We start from the raw sequence: 17405 nt of genomic DNA, 5'->3' as shown, positions 1-17405 counted from the left end.
GCTACGACTCATCCCCCATCCTAAGCGCAGCGATAAATGCCTCCTGCGGAATGGACACGCTGCCATACTCCCGCATCTTCGCTTTGCCCTTTTTCTGTTTTTCGAGCAGCTTGCGTTTGCGCGTCGCGTCGCCGCCATAGCATTTCGCGGTCACGTCTTTTCGCATTGCGCTGATCGTCTCGCGGGCAATCACCTTGCCGCCGATCGCCGCCTGGATCGGGATCTTGAACAAATGCCTCGGGATCAATTCCTTCAGCCGCTCGCACATCCCGCGCCCGCGCGCCTCGGCGGTGCCGCGGTGGGTGATCATGCTGAGCGCGTCTACCGGCTCCTCATTGACCAGTATGGTCATCTTCACCAGGTCGCCCTCGCGGTGGCCGATCTGCTCGTAATCGAAGCTGGCATAACCCTTAGAAATGCTCTTCAGCCGGTCGTAGAAATCGAACACCACTTCGTTGAGCGGCAGCTCATATTTCAGCTGGGCACGGCCGCCAACATAGGTCAGCTCGCGCTGGATTCCGCGCCGGTCTTGACATAGCTTCAGAATCCCGCCGAGATATTCGTCGGGCGTGTAGATCGTCGCCAGGATCCACGGCTCCTCGATGCTCTCGATCCGGTTCGGGTCGGGCATGTCCGCCGGGTTGTGAAGCTCGATCGTCTTCGCTTCCTCATTTTTCGAATGCGACAAATGCATCTTGTAGACCACCGACGGCGCAGTGGTGATGAGGTCCAGGTCATATTCGCGGGTCAGCCGCTCCTGGATGATCTCGAGGTGCAGAAGGCCTAGGAATCCGCAGCGGAAGCCGAAGCCCAGCGCCGCGCTCGATTCCATCTCGAAGCTGAACGAAGCGTCGTTAAGCCGTAGTTTGTAGAGACTTTCGCGGAGCTTCTCGAACTCCGCCGCGTCGGTCGGAAACAAGCCGCAGAACACCACCGGCTGGACTTCCTTGAAGCCGGGAAGCGGCACGTCCGCGGGCTTCTTGACGTCGGTGATCGTGTCGCCGACCGCGGTCTGGCTGACTTCCTTGATCTGCGCGGTGATGAAGCCGATCTCGCCCGGCCCGAGTTCGCTCAATTGCTCGATCTTCGGCGTGAAGCAGCCGACGCGGTCGACCAAATGGGTCGTCCCCGCGGCCATGAACTTGATCTGCTGACCCTTCTTCAGCACCCCATCCATCACCCGCACAAGGATGACGACGCCGAGGTACGGGTCGTACCAGCTATCGACCAGCATCGCTTTCAGCGGCGCATTGCGGTCGCCCTTGGGCGGCGGGATCTTGTCGACGATCGCCTGCAGGATTTCGTCGATGCCGATCCCTGATTTCGCGCTGGCGAGGACGGCCTCCGACGCGTCGAGGCCGATGATGTCCTCGATCTCATGTCGCACCTTCTCCGGCTCCGCGGCGGGCAGGTCGATCTTGTTGATGACCGGGATGATCTCATGGTCGTGCTCGATCGACTGGTAGACATTCGCCAGCGTCTGCGCCTCGACGCCCTGCGCCGCGTCGACCACCAGCAGCGCGCCTTCGCACGCCGCAAGGCTGCGGCTGACTTCGTAGGCGAAGTCTACGTGGCCGGGCGTGTCCATCAGGTTCAGCGTGTAGAATTCGCCGTCCGCCGCTTTCCATTTCAGCCGCACGGTCTGCGCCTTGATGGTGATCCCGCGTTCCTGCTCGATTTCCATGTTGTCGAGCATCTGGCCGCGCGTCATCTCGCGGTCGGTCAGCCCTCCGGTACGCTGGATCAGCCGGTCGGCAAGCGTCGATTTGCCGTGGTCGATATGCGCGATGATGCTGAAGTTACGGATTTTGCTTAAGTCGGTCATTTGCCCGGCCCGCTAGCAGCAACAATGGCCGCTGTCAGTAGCGGGAACCAATGCTTCGGTTGTCGGTCTGTTGCGCGACGAGGAGACGGACATGAATCATGCGCGGCGGATCGAGACTTGGGCGAGGCTTGGTTACCTGGCGCGCGGCTTCGTCTATCTCATCATCGGCTGGCTGGCGCTCGACTCCAATCGTCCCTTGTCGTCGTCGGAAGCGGTGAAGTCGGTCGAGGGCATGCCGCTCGGAACGCTGCTGCTTGCGGTCCTATCCTTCGGCCTGTTCGGTTACGGGCTTTACCGGCTGGCGGAAGGCTTCTTCGACCTCGACCATAAGGGCGGGGACGCCAAGGGCCTCGTCACCCGCACCGCCAACGTGGTCAGCGGCCTTTCTTACTGGGGGCTTACGTTCGTCGCCATCCGGGCCATCGCCGACGACAAGCAATCATCGGGTGAGGCGGGCCAGGCGGCCGGCTCGGGCGACTCCGCGGATACCGCGCGGCAGGTTGGCGAGGCTCCCGGGGAGACTTCCTTCTCATCGCCGCGGGCATCGTCATCCTCGCTGTAGCTGCCGTTCAGCTTGTCCTCGCTTTTCGCGCCAAGTTCATGGAGGAGATGGAGCCGAATGCGCCTCGGTTCGTGAAGCCTGCCGGCCAGCTAGGCTATGCTGCGCGCGGCATAGTTTTCCTGATTGTCGGCTGGTTCGCACTTCGATCGGGCCTCGGCGGCGAGCGGCTTCGCGGGTTCGGCGATGCTTTGGCGCTGGTCCGGGACGACCACCCGTTGCTGTTCAGGCTGATTGCCGCCGGGCTGTTGCTGTTCGGCGCGGTCAGCGTGCTGATGGCGCGCTATCGGCATGTCCATGACGCTGACGTGGGTTCTCTCGCGCGCTCGGCCACTAGCCACGGCGTTTAATCGAGATTAAATGGTTGCCGGCTCCTTGCGGAGCTGACGGGGGCAATCCGGTCGTAATCCTTTGGTTGCGTATGCTGGCGCAGTGCGCGCCTGCGAATTCGCCCCTCATTCGCAATGAAAAGGGATGAAACGAACCATGATCCGCAAAATGGCAATTCTTGGCGCCGCGGCACTGATCGCCTCTCCAGCGGTCGCGCAGACCAGCAACACGCGCGCTAGCGAAGCGCGCAACATGCAAACCCGGGCGACAGCGCAAATTCCGGTTTGCACCCGCCGCCTTGGCACCATCGCCATCGTCGAGCCTGACAATCAGTGGTGGCGTGAATATAATCTCGGCAGTCCGGAAGCGATTTTGAAGGTCTTCGTGCAGCAGTCAGGCTGCTTCGGGATCGTCAACCGCGGCCGATCGATGCAGAGTCGGGCGATGGAACGCGCGCTCGCCGAGCAAGGCGAGTTGCAGCAGGGCAGCAACGTCGGCGGCGGTCAGGTCAAAACGGCCGACTATTTCCTCGAACCCAATATCGTCACCGCCAACAACAATAGCGGCGGCGGCGGGATCGGCGCTGCCGCCGGCGCGCTGGGCGGCCTGTTCGGCAGCGGTGGAAGCTTCGTCGGCGGCATCGTCGGCGGAATCAACGTCAAGAAGGGCGAGGCGAACGTCACCCTTTCCGTTGTCAACGCCCGCACGACCGAGGAAATGGCCCTGGTCGAAGGCTATGCTCGCAAGAAGGATATCAGTTGGGGCGCCGGTGGCGGCGGCGGCTGGTGGGGCGGATTCGCCGCGGCCGGCGGCCATGGCTATCAGAACACGGAAATCGGCCAGGTAATCGTTCTGGCCTATCTCGATGCCTATACGAGGCTGGTCACGCAGCTTGGCGGTCTTCCGCAGAATGCGGCCGCTGCCGCTCCTCAGGCGCAATAACGTAATAAGAAACCTCAAGAGGGCGCGGATTCCTCGTGTTTCCGCGCCCTTTGTTAACCGCCGTTCGTCGAACAGCCTCGCGCCCCAGCGGAACGCGCTTGTCACCGCGGCGAATCGCCCTAGTTTGCGGACAAACGGAATTCGTTGGAGATCAATCACATGCGCAATTCGCTCCGCCTGTCCCTCTTGCTTGCCAGCGCGACGCCGATCCTGCTGTCGGCGCCCGTCACATCCCAGACTGTCGCAGCCACGCAGGTCAGGCCGACCCCGGTTCCGAAGCTGATCAGCCGGGTTAAGATTCCGCATACCGAGTTCAAGCTTGCCAACGGTCTCACCGTCCTGGTCCACGAAGACCGCAAGGCGCCGGTGGTCGGCGTGGCGATGTGGTACAATGTCGGATCGAAGGACGAGCCCAAGGGCAAGACCGGTTTTGCCCACCTGTTCGAACATCTGATGTTCAACGGCTCGGAAAACTTGCCGGAGGACTTTTTCAAATATCTCCAGCAGATTGGCGCGACCGACTATAACGGAACGACCAATTTCGACCGCACCAACTACTTCCAGACAGTGCCGAAGGGCGCGCTCGAGCGCGTGCTTTTCATGGAGAGCGACCGCATGGGCCACCTGCTCGGCGCGGTCAGCCAGAGCGTGCTCGATAACCAGCGCGGCGTCGTCCAGAACGAGAAGCGCCAGGGCGATAACCAGCCGGGCGGACTCGTGTTTTACGAAATCCTGAAGGCCCTTTTCCCCGAAGGCCATCCATACCGCCACTCGACCATCGGCTCGATGGCTGATCTCGACTCAGCTAGCCTGGCAGACGTCCGCCAGTGGTTCGTCGACAATTACGGGCCGAACAATGCCGTGCTCGTCCTGGCGGGTGACATCAACGCTGCCGAAGCCCGTCCGCTGGTCGAGAAATATTTCGGCTCGATCAAGCGGGGACCGGTCAATTTGCCGGCCCAGGCCAAGGTGCCGACGCTCGCCGCTCCGAAATCCATGGTCATGAAGGACCGCGTCGCGGCCACCACCGTTTCGCGTTATTGGCCGATGCCCGGCTTGCTCGATCGCCAACTGGTCGCCCTCGATGTCGGCGGCTCCATCCTTGGCGGCCTCGCCAGCTCGCGTCTCGACCAGATCCTGGTCCGCGAGGAAAAGATCGCCACCCAGGTCTCGGCCGGCCTTTATCCCTTTCAGCGCGTCGGCATCTTCTTCACCCAGGCGACGGTGAAGCCGGGTGTCGATCCGAACCTCGTCCAGAAGCGCGTCGATGAGATCCTCGCCGAATTCATCGCCAAGGGTCCGACCGCCGAAGAAGTTCGCCGTGCCGCGACGAGTGAAGTCGGCGGACGAATCCGTGGGCTTGAATCTGTCGGCGGATTTGGAGGCAAGGCCGTCACGTTGGCGGAAGGCGAAACCTTCACGGGCGACAGCAATTTCTACGCGAAGACGTTGGCCAACTATGCCACTGTTACTCCAGCCGAGGTCCAGCGGGCGATGCGCCAGTGGCTGACCAAGCCGGCCTTTTCGCTCCGCCTCGAGCCGGGCGACCGCCCGGAATATGAGGAAGCGAAGGCGGTCGCCAAGTCCGGCACCGACAAGGATGCCACAGCCGCGCCAAAGGGAGCGTCGCGGCCGATCCCGCCGCTTGGCCAGCTCACGGGCCTCGACTTCCCGGCTATTACGAACACCCGCCTGTCGAACGGCATCGAGGTCGAATATGCCCAGCGCACGGCCGTGCCGGTGACGCAGGTCGCTGTGTCGTTCGACGCCGGCGACGCTGCCGACCCCGCCAACAGCCGCGGTCTCCAAACGTTCGCCATGGCGATGCTCGACGAGGGCACGTCGACGATGACCTCGCAGCAGCTTGCAGAAGCCCGCGAAAGTCTCGGCGCCCAGATCAGCGCCTCGGGTTCGCTCGATCGCTCGACGGTCTATCTTTCGGCGTTGTCGCCCAATCTCGGCGCGTCGATGTCGCTGATGGGCGCGGTGATCAAGGACTCCGCGTTCGCGCCGGCCGAGATCGAGAGGCTCCGTACCCAGACCCTGACGGCAATCGCCCAGGCCAAGAAGGACCCGAACGGCATCGCTCAGCGCCTGCTTCCGGCGCTGCTTTACGGTCCGAATCATCCCTACTCGACGGTTCGCGGCGGCGATGAGGCTGCGATCAAGGCAATCAGCCGCGATGAGCTTCTGGCATTCCGCGATCAATGGCTGCGGGCCGACAACGCCAAGATCTACATCGTATCTGATCGTCCGCTCGCCGAAGTCATGCCACTTCTGGAGAACGAGTTCGGACGCTGGAAGGCACCCGCGACCGCCAAGGGCGTCAAGCAGTTCGGAACCATTCCGGCGCGCCCCGCGGCACCGCGGATCGTGCTGGTTGACCGCCCGCAGTCTCCGCAGTCGGTGATTATCGGCGGCCAGGTGACCCCGGTCGACCCGAAAGGCCCGGTGGAAGCCCTAGGCTCCGCCAATGACGTGCTCGGCGGCAACTTCCTGTCGCGAATCAACATGGACCTTCGCGAAACCAAGGGCTGGTCCTACGGCGTTCGCGGCAGCGCGCAGCTATCCGAGCGTGCGGTGCCCTATATCGTCAGCGCGCCGGTCCAGGCCGACCGCACGGGAGACTCGATCGCCGCTCTCAACGAGCAGATTGGCGCGTTCCTTGGCGACAAGGGCGTTACCCAGGAAGAGCAGGAGCGTGCGCTCGCCAACCGAATCAACGCACTTCCCGGTCAGTTCGAAACGTCCGAGGCCGTCCTGTCGGCGATGATGTCGAACGACCTCTACGGCCGGCCTGACAATTATTACGAGACACTCGCTGCGCGCTACCGCGCGCTGGGTGCGGCCGATCTCGACAAGGCTATCCGTGATGCCGTCGATCCGCGCGGCTTCGTCTGGGTCGTTGTCGGCGATGCCGCCAAGATTCGGCCGCAACTCGAGAAACTCAGATACCCGATCGAGGTAATGCAGCCGCGCTAACCGGAAACGGCGGGGGTCAGCGGACCTCCGCCGAAACCGGGCTCGTGGGCGTCACGGCCCATGCCAGACCGGCCAGAAAGGCGATGGACAGGGTCAGCCCCACTACGGACGCGAGATCGGGCCGCTGACGGCTTCGCGCCTGCCTTGACCGTGCGATCGCTGCGTCAAGACGATTGCGGTCGGCCCGTGACAGACGCGCGGAATCGGCCAGAGAATCGGATGGGTCCCAATGCTTCACCGGGCCTCCCTAGATTGTCACGGTTAGGGAACGGTTGACGGCCCCTAGCTTAGAAACGGTGCGACGACTTCCGGCGGGACCCGGATCGGCCGGCCACTCGCCTTATCGATGATTGCCCAGGTCGTTCGGGCGCGCACTCGGACCTTTCCATCCTCGCCGACGAATTCCATATGACGGTCGAAACGCGCGCCCTTTGGCGCTTCTCCCACCCAGGTCCGGCCCGTGACCGTCTCGCCCTCGTTTACGGCGCGGAAGTAATCGATCTCGTGACGGACAACGACCCAGATATAGTCGTCCTGATGGTCTGGATCGGCGATGCTATACCAGTGCGCCAGTGCCACTTCCTGGATCCACTGTACCCACACCGCATTGTTGACGTGTCCGAGCTCGTCGATGTGCTCCGCTTCCGCGGTGATGCGATGCTCGAACACCGGGCTGGTCATGACAGTTTCGGCGTTCCGTCCGCGTCGAGTGTGAAGGATATGCCCCCATCACGAAGAAGCGCCGCAATATCCGCCTTGGGATCGGCCGATCCCTGCTGAAGCAAGCGGCGTATTGCGCCCGAAAGCGCCGGTCTGCCGCCGGCCCGGTCAAGCTCGGCAAGCCAGTCCGCGGAGTTCACTTCGCGCTTGGCCCGATGGCGGTCGATAAGGCCGCGCGTGAAGGCGAAGATGTCCCCTTTGGCGGCGCGCTCGGCGACCATCGCGAAGACCGTCCCGCAGGCATAGGTCGTGCGCGGCTCGCCGCGATCCGGCGCCGCCGATACCGGCTTGTTAGCCGCCTTGGCGCAATCGCGGATCGCGTCATTCAGGAATGGCGTCGGCGAATAGGAGGGATCGATCCGCTGCACAGTGCGGGCGGCAAGCAGGTCCGCGCCGCCTTCCATGACCCAGTTGTCCGCCGAGCCTTCGTAGCCCACCGCCTGGCCAAGCCAGAAATGCGCTGCCTCGTGCGCGATGAACCAGCGGGCCATGTCGCGAAGCGCAGGCAACTCATGAAGTGCCTGCTTGCCGTCGACACGCATCAGGATGAGACCCTTCAGGGTCCCGCCGTTCATGCTTGCGCCGTTGCGTTCCGCACCCTCCCAGGCGGCGAGGATGGTCGGCTGCGTGATGCCCGCCGGGCCGAGGCCGGATTGCAGATGGCGCAATGCCGCGGGCGTGAAGGTAGACAGATAATCGGCGAACCAGCGCGGCATTTCGGAATCGATGACCGTGGCGATGCCATTGGTGAGCGTCGGGCGCGGAACGTCGAACAGGCCGTAAGCGCCCGAACTCATCCCTTTCGCGTAACCTTCTACATCGCCGGCCAGACGGAAGGGGCGCCGCCCGCCGAGGAAACGAACGCGGGTGCCGCTGTCGCAGATCAGCTTCTCGTCGGGCTGGACTCCCATCGTGTCGAGAGCGGCGGGATCGCGAACCGAAAATGCGCTGAAATGCCCGTCGAACAAGGCGACACTTCGCCCGCCGAGCAGCAAGGCGGGCACGTAATCGGCCTGCACCTCCCGCGTGAAAGGGACGACCCGAAGCCGCACCCTGCGCGGCACCGGGCGGCCGCCGATGCCGACAAGGGCATCATACCGACCGCGGCGCTGAATCGTCACTCCGGGCGTGAGCACGGTCCAGCTTCGCGCCCGCCACGATTTCTTGTCGTCTTCGGCCGGGGTCGATCGCCAGAAGGCCCAGGCGGCGGCATCGTGGGGGAAGGTGAATTCCGCGACGAACGTGTCGCCATGGCGGCTGACCGTCGTTTCCACCGGCGCCGTCACCTCCTGCGCTACCGCCGGCGCGGCAGCAAGGAGTGCAAGCACCTTGGCCAGCCGAAGCATCACGGGATCTGCGTCAGCACGAAGGTATAGGCTTCGGCCACCTCGTTTAGGCTGTTCCAGCGGCCGGACTTGCCGCCATGACCGGCGCCCATGTTGATCTTCATCAGCAAAAGGTTGTTATCGGTCTTGGTCGCGCGAAGCTTGGCCGTCCATTTCGCGGGCTCCCAATAGGTCACGCGCGGATCGTTGAGCCCGCCGGTGATCAGCATTGCCGGATAGGCCTTGGCTTCGACATTGTCATAGGGGCTGTAGCTACGAAGCAGCTTGAACGCTTCGGGATCAGTGATCGGATTGCCCCACTCCGTCCACTCGCCCGGGGTCAGCGGCAGCGTGTCGTCGAGCATCGTGTTGAGCACATCGACGAACGGCACGTCAGCAACGACCGCTCCGAACAACTCGGGCGCCTGGTTGACGACAGCGCCCATCAGCTCGCCGCCGGCCGATCCGCCCTGTGCGGCGACGCGCCCGGGCCTTGCATAGCCTGCCGCGATCAGCCCTTTCGCCACGTCGACGAAATCGTTGAACGTGTTGGTGCGGTTCTTGAGCTTCCCGTCCAGGAACCACTGATAGCCCAGGTCGTCCCCGCCACGAATGTGGGCGATGGCAAAGGCGAAGCCGCGATCGACCAGGCTCAGGCGCGAGGTCGAGAAGCTGGGCGGGATGGCGTATCCGTACGCGCCATAGCCGTAGACGAAGAGCTTGCCGGAACCATCCTTCTTGAAATCTTTCAGCCGGACGATCGACACCGGCACCTGCTTGCCGTCCCGGGCAGGAATCATCATCCGTTCGGTGACATATTTCGACGGGTCGTAGCCCGAGGGGATTTCCTGGACCTTGCGGACCTCCAGCTTCTTGGTCCCCGGATGATAATCGTAGACCGTCTGCGGCGTGACCATCGACGAATAAGCGAGGCGGTATGACGCTGGCGCATATTCGGGATTGCCAGCGAAGCTGGCGCTGTAGCTGGCTTCGGCGAACGGGACGCGTTCCTGGTTCCCGCTGGCGTAATCGCGCAGGAAAAGCTGGTCGAGGCCGTCCACGCGGCTGGTGACGAGCAGGTGATCGCGGTGGGCGGTAATTCCGCGCAGGTAGGTGCGGTCGCTCCCGGCGACGACCTCGTTCCACTCGCCCGGCGCGGCCGGATCGGAACTCGCGATGCGGAAATTGACGTGCTTGTCGTTAGTCAGGATCCACAATTTGCCGTGGGCCGCGTCGACCTCATACTGCATATCCGGCTTGCGCGCCTTGATGAGCGTCAGCGGCGCGGTCGGCTTGTCCGCGGGAAGGATGCGTACCTCGTTCGAGCTGTTGTTGCCAGTCGAGATGATGATCAGGCTGTCGTCGGTCGTACGGTCGACCCCGACAGAGAAGGCGATGTCGTCCTTCTCTTCGTACAGCGTGACGGCTTTGGCCGGGTCGTCACCAATGCGATAGTAGCGGGCGCGATAGCTGCGCCACTGGTCGTTGACCTCGGTGAAGACGAGGCCGCTCGAATCCTTCGTCCAGACTGGGTTTCCAATTCCGACCTTGGTTACCGTCTCGATGTCCTTGCCGGTGGCGAGATCGCGAACAACCAGCTTGAACCGCTCCGACCCGTCGTCGTCTACCAGGGTCGCTAGCTTCTTGCCGTCGAGGCTGACAGAAAAGGCGCCGAGCCTATAATATTCCTTGCCCTCGGCTTCTGCATTCTCGCTGTAGATCAGCTGGTCGGGCCCACCGGCCACCGGCTTTCGATACCAGTCGCGATACTGCGTGCCTTTCTTGAACGCCGACCAGTAAAGCCAGTCGCCCTGCTTGAGCGGGACCGACGAATCGTCCTCCTTGATCCGCCCCTTCATCTCCTGGAACAGCTCTTCGGTGAGCTTCGCGTGCGGCTTCATCGCCGCTTCGAAATAGGAATTCTCGGCTTTGAGATAGTCGAGCACGTCCTTGTCATCGACCGTTGGATAGCCCTTGTCGCGAATCCAGTTGTAGGGATCCTCGATCCGGATTCCGTGCCGCTCGTAGCTATAGGGGCGCTTCTCGGCCTTTGGCGGCGGCGGAAGGTCGCTGGTTTTGGTCATGGAGGCTTTCTGGGCAGGGGCTGGGGATAGGGGGGAAATGGTGGCTGCCAATATGGACGCAAGTACGATGCTGGAACGCTTCAATTCCGCTCTCCCCCGATGAGCGGCCGCACAAAGTAGAAGCGCCGCACTTCATTTTGAGGAGTAGGAAAAGTACAGGGCTTCGTAAAGCCGAGCCCCGGAACCTACGGAGTCCATCATGTCCAGCTATGCCGATCGCCTTGCCGCCCTTCGCGAGCAATTGAAGGCCGACCGCCTCGACGGTTTCGTCGTGCCGCTGACCGACGAGCATATGAGCGAGTATGTCGGAAGCTACGCGCAGCGGCTCGAATGGCTCACCGGTTTTAAGGGCTCAGCGGGAAGTGCCGTGGTCCTGCCAGAGGAGGCCGCGATATTCACCGACGGACGCTACACCATCCAGGTCCGCCAGCAGGTCAGCCCGACCGAGTGGAGCTACCAGTCCGTTCCGGAAACCAGCGTCGCGCAATGGCTGAAGGACAATGCGCCTTCGGGAGCGCGCATCGGCTACGATCCCTGGCTTCATACCGGTGAATGGGTGCGAATGGCGACGGAGCAACTCGCTGCCAAAGGCGCCGAGCTCGTGCCGGTTGGACAGAACCCGATCGATAAGGTGTGGTCGGACCAGCCCGGGCCGTCCAAGGCGCGGCTGATCGTCCAGCCTGATGCGCTTGCCGGCAAGTCGAGTGCCGAGAAGCGCCACGACATTGCCGACTGGCTCGAAAAGGAGGGCGCGGATTCCGCGGTTCTCGCAGCGCTGGATTCGATCGCATGGACCTTGAACGTTCGCGGTGCCGACGTCTCGCGAACCCCGGTCGCTTTGGCCTTTGCGGTGGCGCACAAGGATGGCACGGCCGACCTGTTCGTCGCTGGCGAGAAGATTGGCGATGACGTCCGTGCACATCTCGGAAACGGCGTCCGCTTGCACGAACGCGACGCGTTCGAGGACTATCTCAAGACCCTCAGCGGCAAGCTCGTGGTCGTCGACCCGGAACGTTCGGTGGCTGCGATCGGCCAGGCGCTGGAAGAGGGCGGCGCGCGGATCCTGAAGCGCCGCGACCCGACCGTGTTGCCCCGGGCGATCAAGAATGAGGCAGAGATCGGCGGCCACAAGGCTGCGCAGGCGCGCGATGGCGCGGCGGTTTCGCGGTTCTTGAAATGGGTCCAGGAGGAGGCGCCCAACGGCGAGCTCGACGAGATGATCGCCGCTGACAAGCTGGAGGGCCTGCGCCGCGAGCATGGCGATCTTCGCGACCTCAGCTTCGACACCATCTCGGCGTTCGGGCCCAACGGTGCGTTGCCGCACTACAAGGGCACAGCGGAATCGAACCTGCCGTTCAAGCCCGGCACGCTCTATCTCGTCGATAGCGGCGGCCAGTATCAGGATGGCACCACGGACATCACGCGTACCGTGCCGGTCGGCGAGCCGACGGACGAGATGAGCGACCGCTTTACGCGTGTTCTCCAAGGCCACATCGCGATTGCCAATGCGGTATTCCCGAAAGGCACTCGCGGATCTCAGCTCGACAGCTTCGCTCGCCGCGCATTGTGGGAGGCCGGGGTCGATTATGCCCATGGCACCGGCCACGGCGTCGGCAGCTTCCTCAGCGTGCATGAAGGGCCGCAGCGAATCTCCCCGGTCGGGTCCAGCCAGGCGGGGGGTGACGAGCCGCTCGCCGCGGGCATGATCCTCTCGAACGAGCCCGGCTATTACAAGGCGGGCGAATATGGCATCCGGATCGAGAACCTCGTGCTCGTCGTCGAAAAGAAGATCGAAGGCGCCGAGAAAGACATGCTCGGCTTCGAGACTTTGACCTTCGCGCCGATCGACAAAAAGCTGGTCGTCGCCGAAATGCTGTCGGCGAAGGAGCGCGACTGGCTCAATGCCTATCACGCCGATGTTCTCCGGATCATCGGGCCCCAGCTCAAGGGCGATGACCTGGCCTGGCTCGAGGAACAGTGCAAACCGCTTTGATCCCTACAATGTTCGCGCTATGTTCCGTGCGCGCAACTCAATGGAGGCCATCATGATCGGTTATGTGACGCTCGGCACCAACGACCGGGAAAAATCGTCCAAATTCTACGATGCGCTGTGCGGCGAGCTGGGCGTCGGGCGAATGATGGAGAACGACCAGTTCATCGCCTGGGGCAAGCCGGGCGGCGGGGCGGGGATCGGTATTACCCGGCCGTTCGATGGTAATCCGGCCAGCGTCGGCAACGGGGTCATGGTCGCGCTGGAAGCGAAGGACCAGGGTCAAGTCCAGCGCCTGTATGACATCGCGCTGGCCAATGGCGGCACGGACGAAGGCGCTCCGGGCGACCGTGGCGGCGGATTTTACGCGGGCTATTTCCGCGACCCCGATGGCAACAAGCTCAATGCCTTCGTGATGGAAGGCCAGTAACGCCGGACCGAGTCCGGCTTGCGACGAAAGGCGGTTGACGGGCGCGGCAGTGCGCGAGAATTGCGCCGAGCGAGGTTTTGGGGGGAATGATGCAGACATTGCAGCGGGCCAAGGCCCCGATCGGCTGGATGGCGCTAGGCTGGCTGCTCGCAGCGCTTTACATCCTCGGCCCGCGCGTGGCGCTCAATCGGGGGCTCGACATCGGCTATTCGCTGGCTGGCTTCGTCTCTTCCCTGGTCTGAGCCGAAGCCCGTGATTGGGCTTTGCGCTTGCGCAGATTCTCACGCAGCGCCGCAGCCAGCCGCTCTTCGCGTTCCTTGTCGGGCTTGGTCATATGCACCCGCGCTAAACCCGTGGCGCGGTGTCGCCAAGACCTGCCTTGACGCGCCGTCCACCAGCGGCCATAGGCCCGCCCGTCTTTTCCGACATGCTGCCGTAGCTCAGTGGTAGAGCGCATCCTTGGTAAGGCTGAGGTCGTGAGTTCAATCCTCACCGGCAGCACCATCATCGAAAAAGGGCCTGTCCGGGGGACAGGTCCTTTTTCGATGATCCACCGGCAAGCGGCAGCCGCAACGTCTTATTAACCTTTTGGGGCGATTCTCTCCTCGTCAGATCGAGGGGATTGACCATGACCAAGTTCATCAAACTGATTCGCGACAGCCGCGGTGCCACTGCCATCGAATACGGCCTGATTGCCGCTCTTATCGCCGTCGCCGCCATCGCCGCGATGGAAAGCGTCGGTTCGAAGCTGGGCACGACTTTCAACAACGTCTCGAACGAGCTCTAAGCCCGTTCAGGTTCGCTTGGGTTAGGCGGCGGGACCGGAAGGCCCCGCCGCCATTCTCATGCCTGGCTTCCCCGCGATTGACGCGCCGCGGCAGCCCCGCCATTCGGGGTCGCAATGCGTTTCTTCTCCGACAATGCGGCCCCGTGCCATCCCGCAGTGCTCGATGCTTTGGCATCCGCGAACCGGCTCGACACCGCTTATGATGGCGACCAGTGGAGCGCGCGTCTCGACGGCGCCTTTTCCGACCTGTTTGAGACGAATGTCGAGGCAATCTGGGTCACCACCGGAACTGCGGCGAACAGTATCGCCCTCGCCATGCTCTGCCCGCCGGAAGGCGCAATCCTCTGCCACCGCGATGCCCATATCGAGAATGACGAGGCTGGCGCCCCGGCCTTCTACAATGGCGGCGCAAAGCTGACCCTGCTCGACGGCCCTGGCGCCAAGGTCACTCCGAACGCCGTCAAGTCCGCGTTCGACCGGGTCCGCCCCGACGTTCACCAGGTCCAGCCGGCTGCCCTTAGCATCACCAACGCCACCGAATATGGACTGGTCTATTCGCCGGCGGAAACGGCGGCGCTGGGCGAGATGTGCAAGTCGCTCGGTCTTGACTTCCACATCGATGGCGCCCGCTTTGCCAACGCCGCAGCATCGACCGGGGCTTCGCCCGCCGACCTGACCTGGCGGGCGGGGGCCGATGCGTTGAGCTTCGGCTTCGTCAAGAATGGCGGAATGAACGCCGAGGCGATCGTCTTTTTCGCGCCTGGCCATGCCGATCGCGCGAGGCGCCTCAAAAAGCGGTCCGGCCACCTGATGAGCAAGGGCCGATATGCCGCCGCGCAGATCCTCGCCCTGCTCGAGGAGGACCGCTGGCTCGGCAATGCTCGTGCGGCCAACGCGGCGGCCTCAGCGCTCGCCGAGGCGTGCGGGCCGGAACGGCTGGTCCACGCCGTCGAGGCCAATGAACTGTTCGTCCGGATGAGCCCGGAGGAAGCGGCGGCACTCCGCGCTCAGGGTTTCGACTTCTACGATTGGGCGCCGGGGGAAATCCGGCTGGTGACGAGCTGGGACCAGGACATGGCGGCGGTCGGGCGGCTCGCCGCGGCAATCCGCGCACTATGAGCGAGCAGCATGGCGCACGCGGCGTCGTCATCCCGTTCATCGTCTTCACGCTTATCTGGGGTTCAACCTGGATCGTCATCCGCGACCAGCTGAGCAGCGTGCCCGCCCAATGGTCCGTGGCCTATCGGTTCCTGATTGCGGCCGCCGCGATGTTCGCTGTTGCAAGGTGGAATGGCGACCGCCTGGTCCCGGGCCGGGGGATGCTGGCAGCCGCCGGGCTGATCGGCGTGTCGCAGTTCACGATCAACTTCAACGCGGTCTACATGGCCGAGCATTTCATCACCTCCGGCCTGGTCGCGACCGTCTTCGCCCTTTTGATGCTGCCTAACGCAGTCCTCGCGTGGCTGATGCTCGGCCAGAAGCCGACGGCGCGGTTCCTTTTCGCGAGCGCGATTGCAGCCGCCGGCATCGGCCTACTTTTCGCTCATGAGCTTCGTTCCAACCCCGCGCTAGACGGCCAGGCGCTCGTCGTCGGCATCGGCTGGACGATTCTCGGCCTGCTGGGGGCTTCGATTTCCAACGTCTATCAGGCGCGGGCCACTGTCCGGAAGCTGCCGCTGTTCTCGCTTCTCGCCTGGTCGATGCTGATCGGCGCTGCCTGCGACGTCGTCATCGCCTTCGTGCTGACCGGGCCGCCGGTGATCGAAACCCGCATCGGCTATTGGCTCGGCCTCGCATACCTGGCGCTGGCCGCGTCGGTCCTGTGTTTCTCGATATATTATCCAGTGGTGCGCAGGATCGGCCCGGGCAAGGCGGCCTATTCCAGCGCCATCGTCCCGATCATCGCCATGACCCTTTCGACGGCATTCGAAGGGTTTAGATGGACCCCGCTGGCGGCCGCCGGCGCGGCGCTGGCGATCGGCGGCATGGTGCTCGCGTTGTGGACTCGCCAGCGTCCGTTGAAGGTTGCCAATCCCGACGCTGGTTGACCTATTCTGCGGGCTTGTCCGGCGTCATCACCATCGGCGCGCGCTGGTCAGGCGGCAGTTCGCCCAAATGCGCGGCCTTCCAGTCCATCGCCATCTTCACGCGCGTGCGCCCTGACGGATGGTCGTAGAACAGCATCTCCTCCCAGGCGGCCGGCTCGATCTTGCGATATTCGCTCAGTTGCATGGCGGTCATCGCGAAGCCGTCGGGCTCCTGCGCGGCATTGAGGCCGAATGCGTCGGCCTCGCTTTCGTGATGGCGGATAATGCTGTTGAACAGGATTCCGGCGGGGACGAGTAGCACGGTCAGAAGCCCTTGAAGCAGGGGTGCCGACGCGGGGTCCGCGACTTCGCGAACACCCCACTGCTCACCGTGACGAGCGAGGATTCGCGGCGCGGCCCAGGCGACAATCGCGAAACCGATCAGCGCCATCACCGCCAGATAAGCCAACAGCTTCTGGATGTGGTAGAGTTTGTAATGTCCCATTTCGTGGCCCATTACCGCCTTGATCCCATGAATGTTCGAGCGGTTGAGCAGGTTGTCGTTAAGTGCGATCCGGATCGTCGGGCCCAGTCCCGCGACATTCGCTGAGATGCGTTTCGTCTGCTTTGATGCGTCGACGACATAGACGTCGTTGGCCGGAATTTTCTGTTCATGGGCAATGCGCAGGATTTCGTCGCGCACGGGCCCTGCCTGCATCGGCGTATATTTGTTGAACAGAGGTTCGATGAACAATGGTGCGAGCATGATCATCACCGCCAGCAGCGCGGTCACCGCGCCGGTGCCCCATAGCCACCAGCGCTTCGGGCTTTTGCGGATCACCGCGTAGAGGATGATGAAGAAGATAACGCCGACGACCAGGCCGACGCCGGTCGCGATGCCCAGTTCCTTGGCCCATTCGGCGAAGCTTTGATTGGACAGGCCGTATTGATGCTCTCGGACATAGGAAACGTAGATAGTCCACGGCAGGGTGATCAAAGCACCGACAAGCGCGAACGGAATGGAATAGAGACCGGGTTGAAGCCAGCGCCGCTTCGTCACCCGGCCCGCCCAGGCGCTCCACTTGGCCGACCAGCGGAAGCGGAGCATCAGCCAGTAGGAGACGATGGCGACCAAAGCGCCCCAAAGCGGAAGCCAGTAACCGCCTTCGAAGTAGGCGTCGCTCTTGACCCGCGCGGCGCCCTGCAGTGTCGAGAGATAGGCCTGTGTTGCCGCCTCGGCGTCGAAAGCCGGCGCAGCGGCAGCCGCAGCCAGCATGAAGCTCGTGATTGTCATCCCCGTTCCTCCCCGGTGCGCACGATACGCCTACGCAGGCGAGACGCAATGCGCGCTATTTCGCGACTAAAGGAAGTCGCCGCCGTTGCGCCTTCGTCCTGCTCCGCCTA

General features: G+C 63.3%; 15 protein-coding genes and 1 tRNA gene. 11 read left to right on the top strand and 5 right to left on the bottom strand.

Features of this window, described 5'->3' with window-relative positions; all coding sequences use genetic code 11:
- Position 1: 1 nt before the first annotated feature.
- Positions 2 to 1825, bottom strand: coding sequence for a translation elongation factor 4 (lepA, locus tag G7076_RS10430; RefSeq protein WP_166202622.1), 1824 nt, complete (start codon positions 1823 to 1825; stop codon positions 2 to 4).
- Positions 1826 to 1916: 91 nt separating this feature from the next.
- On the opposite strand from lepA, the gene G7076_RS10425 reads away from it, so the two are divergent.
- The 4 genes from G7076_RS10425 (at position 1917) to G7076_RS10410 (ending at position 6638) form a co-directional block, all read left to right on the top strand.
- The gene (locus tag G7076_RS10425) at positions 1917 to 2387 is read left to right on the top strand and encodes a DUF1206 domain-containing protein (RefSeq protein WP_166202620.1); all 471 of its coding nucleotides are present in this window, start codon (positions 1917 to 1919) and stop codon (positions 2385 to 2387) included.
- A 71-nt stretch (positions 2388 to 2458) separates the two neighbouring features.
- Complete coding sequence (locus G7076_RS10420) at positions 2459 to 2734, top strand: DUF1206 domain-containing protein (RefSeq protein ID WP_166202618.1); 276 nt, start codon at positions 2459 to 2461, stop codon at positions 2732 to 2734.
- 124 nt (positions 2735 to 2858) lie between these two features.
- Positions 2859 to 3656 carry a CsgG/HfaB family protein gene (locus G7076_RS10415; RefSeq protein ID WP_240913780.1) on the top strand — a complete coding sequence of 266 codons (798 nt, stop codon included), beginning with the start codon at positions 2859 to 2861 and terminating at the stop codon, positions 3654 to 3656.
- A gap of 159 nt (positions 3657 to 3815) precedes the next feature.
- Positions 3816 to 6638 (top strand): pitrilysin family protein, encoded by a 2823-nt coding sequence (locus G7076_RS10410; RefSeq protein ID WP_166202616.1) that lies wholly within the window; start codon positions 3816 to 3818, stop codon positions 6636 to 6638.
- Between the two features lie 282 nt (positions 6639 to 6920).
- Here the strand turns inward: G7076_RS10410 and G7076_RS10405 are convergent, their stop codons facing one another.
- From G7076_RS10405 to G7076_RS10395, 3 genes are read right to left on the bottom strand one after another with little or no spacing between them, the layout of a single operon-like run.
- Positions 6921 to 7319 (bottom strand): thioesterase family protein, encoded by a 399-nt coding sequence (locus tag G7076_RS10405; RefSeq protein ID WP_166202614.1) that lies wholly within the window; start codon positions 7317 to 7319, stop codon positions 6921 to 6923.
- Entirely contained in the window at positions 7316 to 8707 is a 1392-nt protein-coding gene (locus tag G7076_RS10400; RefSeq protein WP_166202612.1) for a hypothetical protein, read from the bottom strand. Before G7076_RS10400 ends, G7076_RS10405 begins: the two co-directional genes overlap by 4 nt.
- Positions 8704 to 10767, bottom strand: a complete 2064-nt coding sequence (locus G7076_RS10395) for a S9 family peptidase (RefSeq protein ID WP_166202610.1) — start codon at positions 10765 to 10767, stop codon at positions 8704 to 8706. Before G7076_RS10395 ends, G7076_RS10400 begins: the two co-directional genes overlap by 4 nt.
- 199 nt (positions 10768 to 10966) lie before the next feature.
- Between G7076_RS10395 and G7076_RS10390 the strand changes: the two genes are divergently transcribed.
- The 7 genes from G7076_RS10390 (at position 10967) to G7076_RS10360 (ending at position 16022) form a co-directional block, all read left to right on the top strand.
- Positions 10967 to 12760 carry an aminopeptidase P family protein gene (locus G7076_RS10390; RefSeq protein WP_166202608.1) on the top strand — a complete coding sequence of 598 codons (1794 nt, stop codon included), beginning with the start codon at positions 10967 to 10969 and terminating at the stop codon, positions 12758 to 12760.
- Between the two features lie 52 nt (positions 12761 to 12812).
- Positions 12813 to 13187, top strand: coding sequence for a VOC family protein (locus G7076_RS10385; protein WP_166202606.1), 375 nt, complete (start codon positions 12813 to 12815; stop codon positions 13185 to 13187).
- An 86-nt stretch (positions 13188 to 13273) separates the two neighbouring features.
- Positions 13274 to 13429 carry a hypothetical protein gene (locus G7076_RS10380; protein WP_166202604.1) on the top strand — a complete coding sequence of 52 codons (156 nt, stop codon included), beginning with the start codon at positions 13274 to 13276 and terminating at the stop codon, positions 13427 to 13429.
- Between the two features lie 187 nt (positions 13430 to 13616).
- Positions 13617 to 13691 (top strand) — tRNA-Thr (locus G7076_RS10375).
- 124 nt (positions 13692 to 13815) lie between these two features.
- A complete protein-coding gene (locus tag G7076_RS10370) occupies positions 13816 to 13974 on the top strand; it encodes a Flp family type IVb pilin (RefSeq protein WP_166202603.1) in 159 nt (52 codons plus the stop codon).
- 114 nt (positions 13975 to 14088) lie between these two features.
- The gene (locus G7076_RS10365; protein ID WP_166202601.1) at positions 14089 to 15093 is read left to right on the top strand and encodes a beta-eliminating lyase-related protein; all 1005 of its coding nucleotides are present in this window, start codon (positions 14089 to 14091) and stop codon (positions 15091 to 15093) included.
- Positions 15090 to 16022 carry an EamA family transporter gene (locus G7076_RS10360; RefSeq protein WP_166202600.1) on the top strand — a complete coding sequence of 311 codons (933 nt, stop codon included), beginning with the start codon at positions 15090 to 15092 and terminating at the stop codon, positions 16020 to 16022. Before G7076_RS10365 ends, G7076_RS10360 begins: the two co-directional genes overlap by 4 nt.
- Before the next feature lies 1 nt (position 16023).
- On the opposite strand, the gene G7076_RS10355 is transcribed toward G7076_RS10360, so the two are convergent.
- Complete coding sequence (locus G7076_RS10355; protein ID WP_240913779.1) at positions 16024 to 17295, bottom strand: M48 family metallopeptidase; 1272 nt, start codon at positions 17293 to 17295, stop codon at positions 16024 to 16026.
- Positions 17296 to 17405: the final 110 nt, after the last annotated feature.

It is taken from the genome of Sphingomonas sp. HDW15A, assembly GCF_011301715.1.
Lineage (GTDB): Bacteria > Pseudomonadota > Alphaproteobacteria > Sphingomonadales > Sphingomonadaceae > Sphingomicrobium.
The sequence above is the reverse complement of the archived record's forward strand: the minus strand, read 5'-3'. Positions and strand labels throughout refer to the sequence as shown.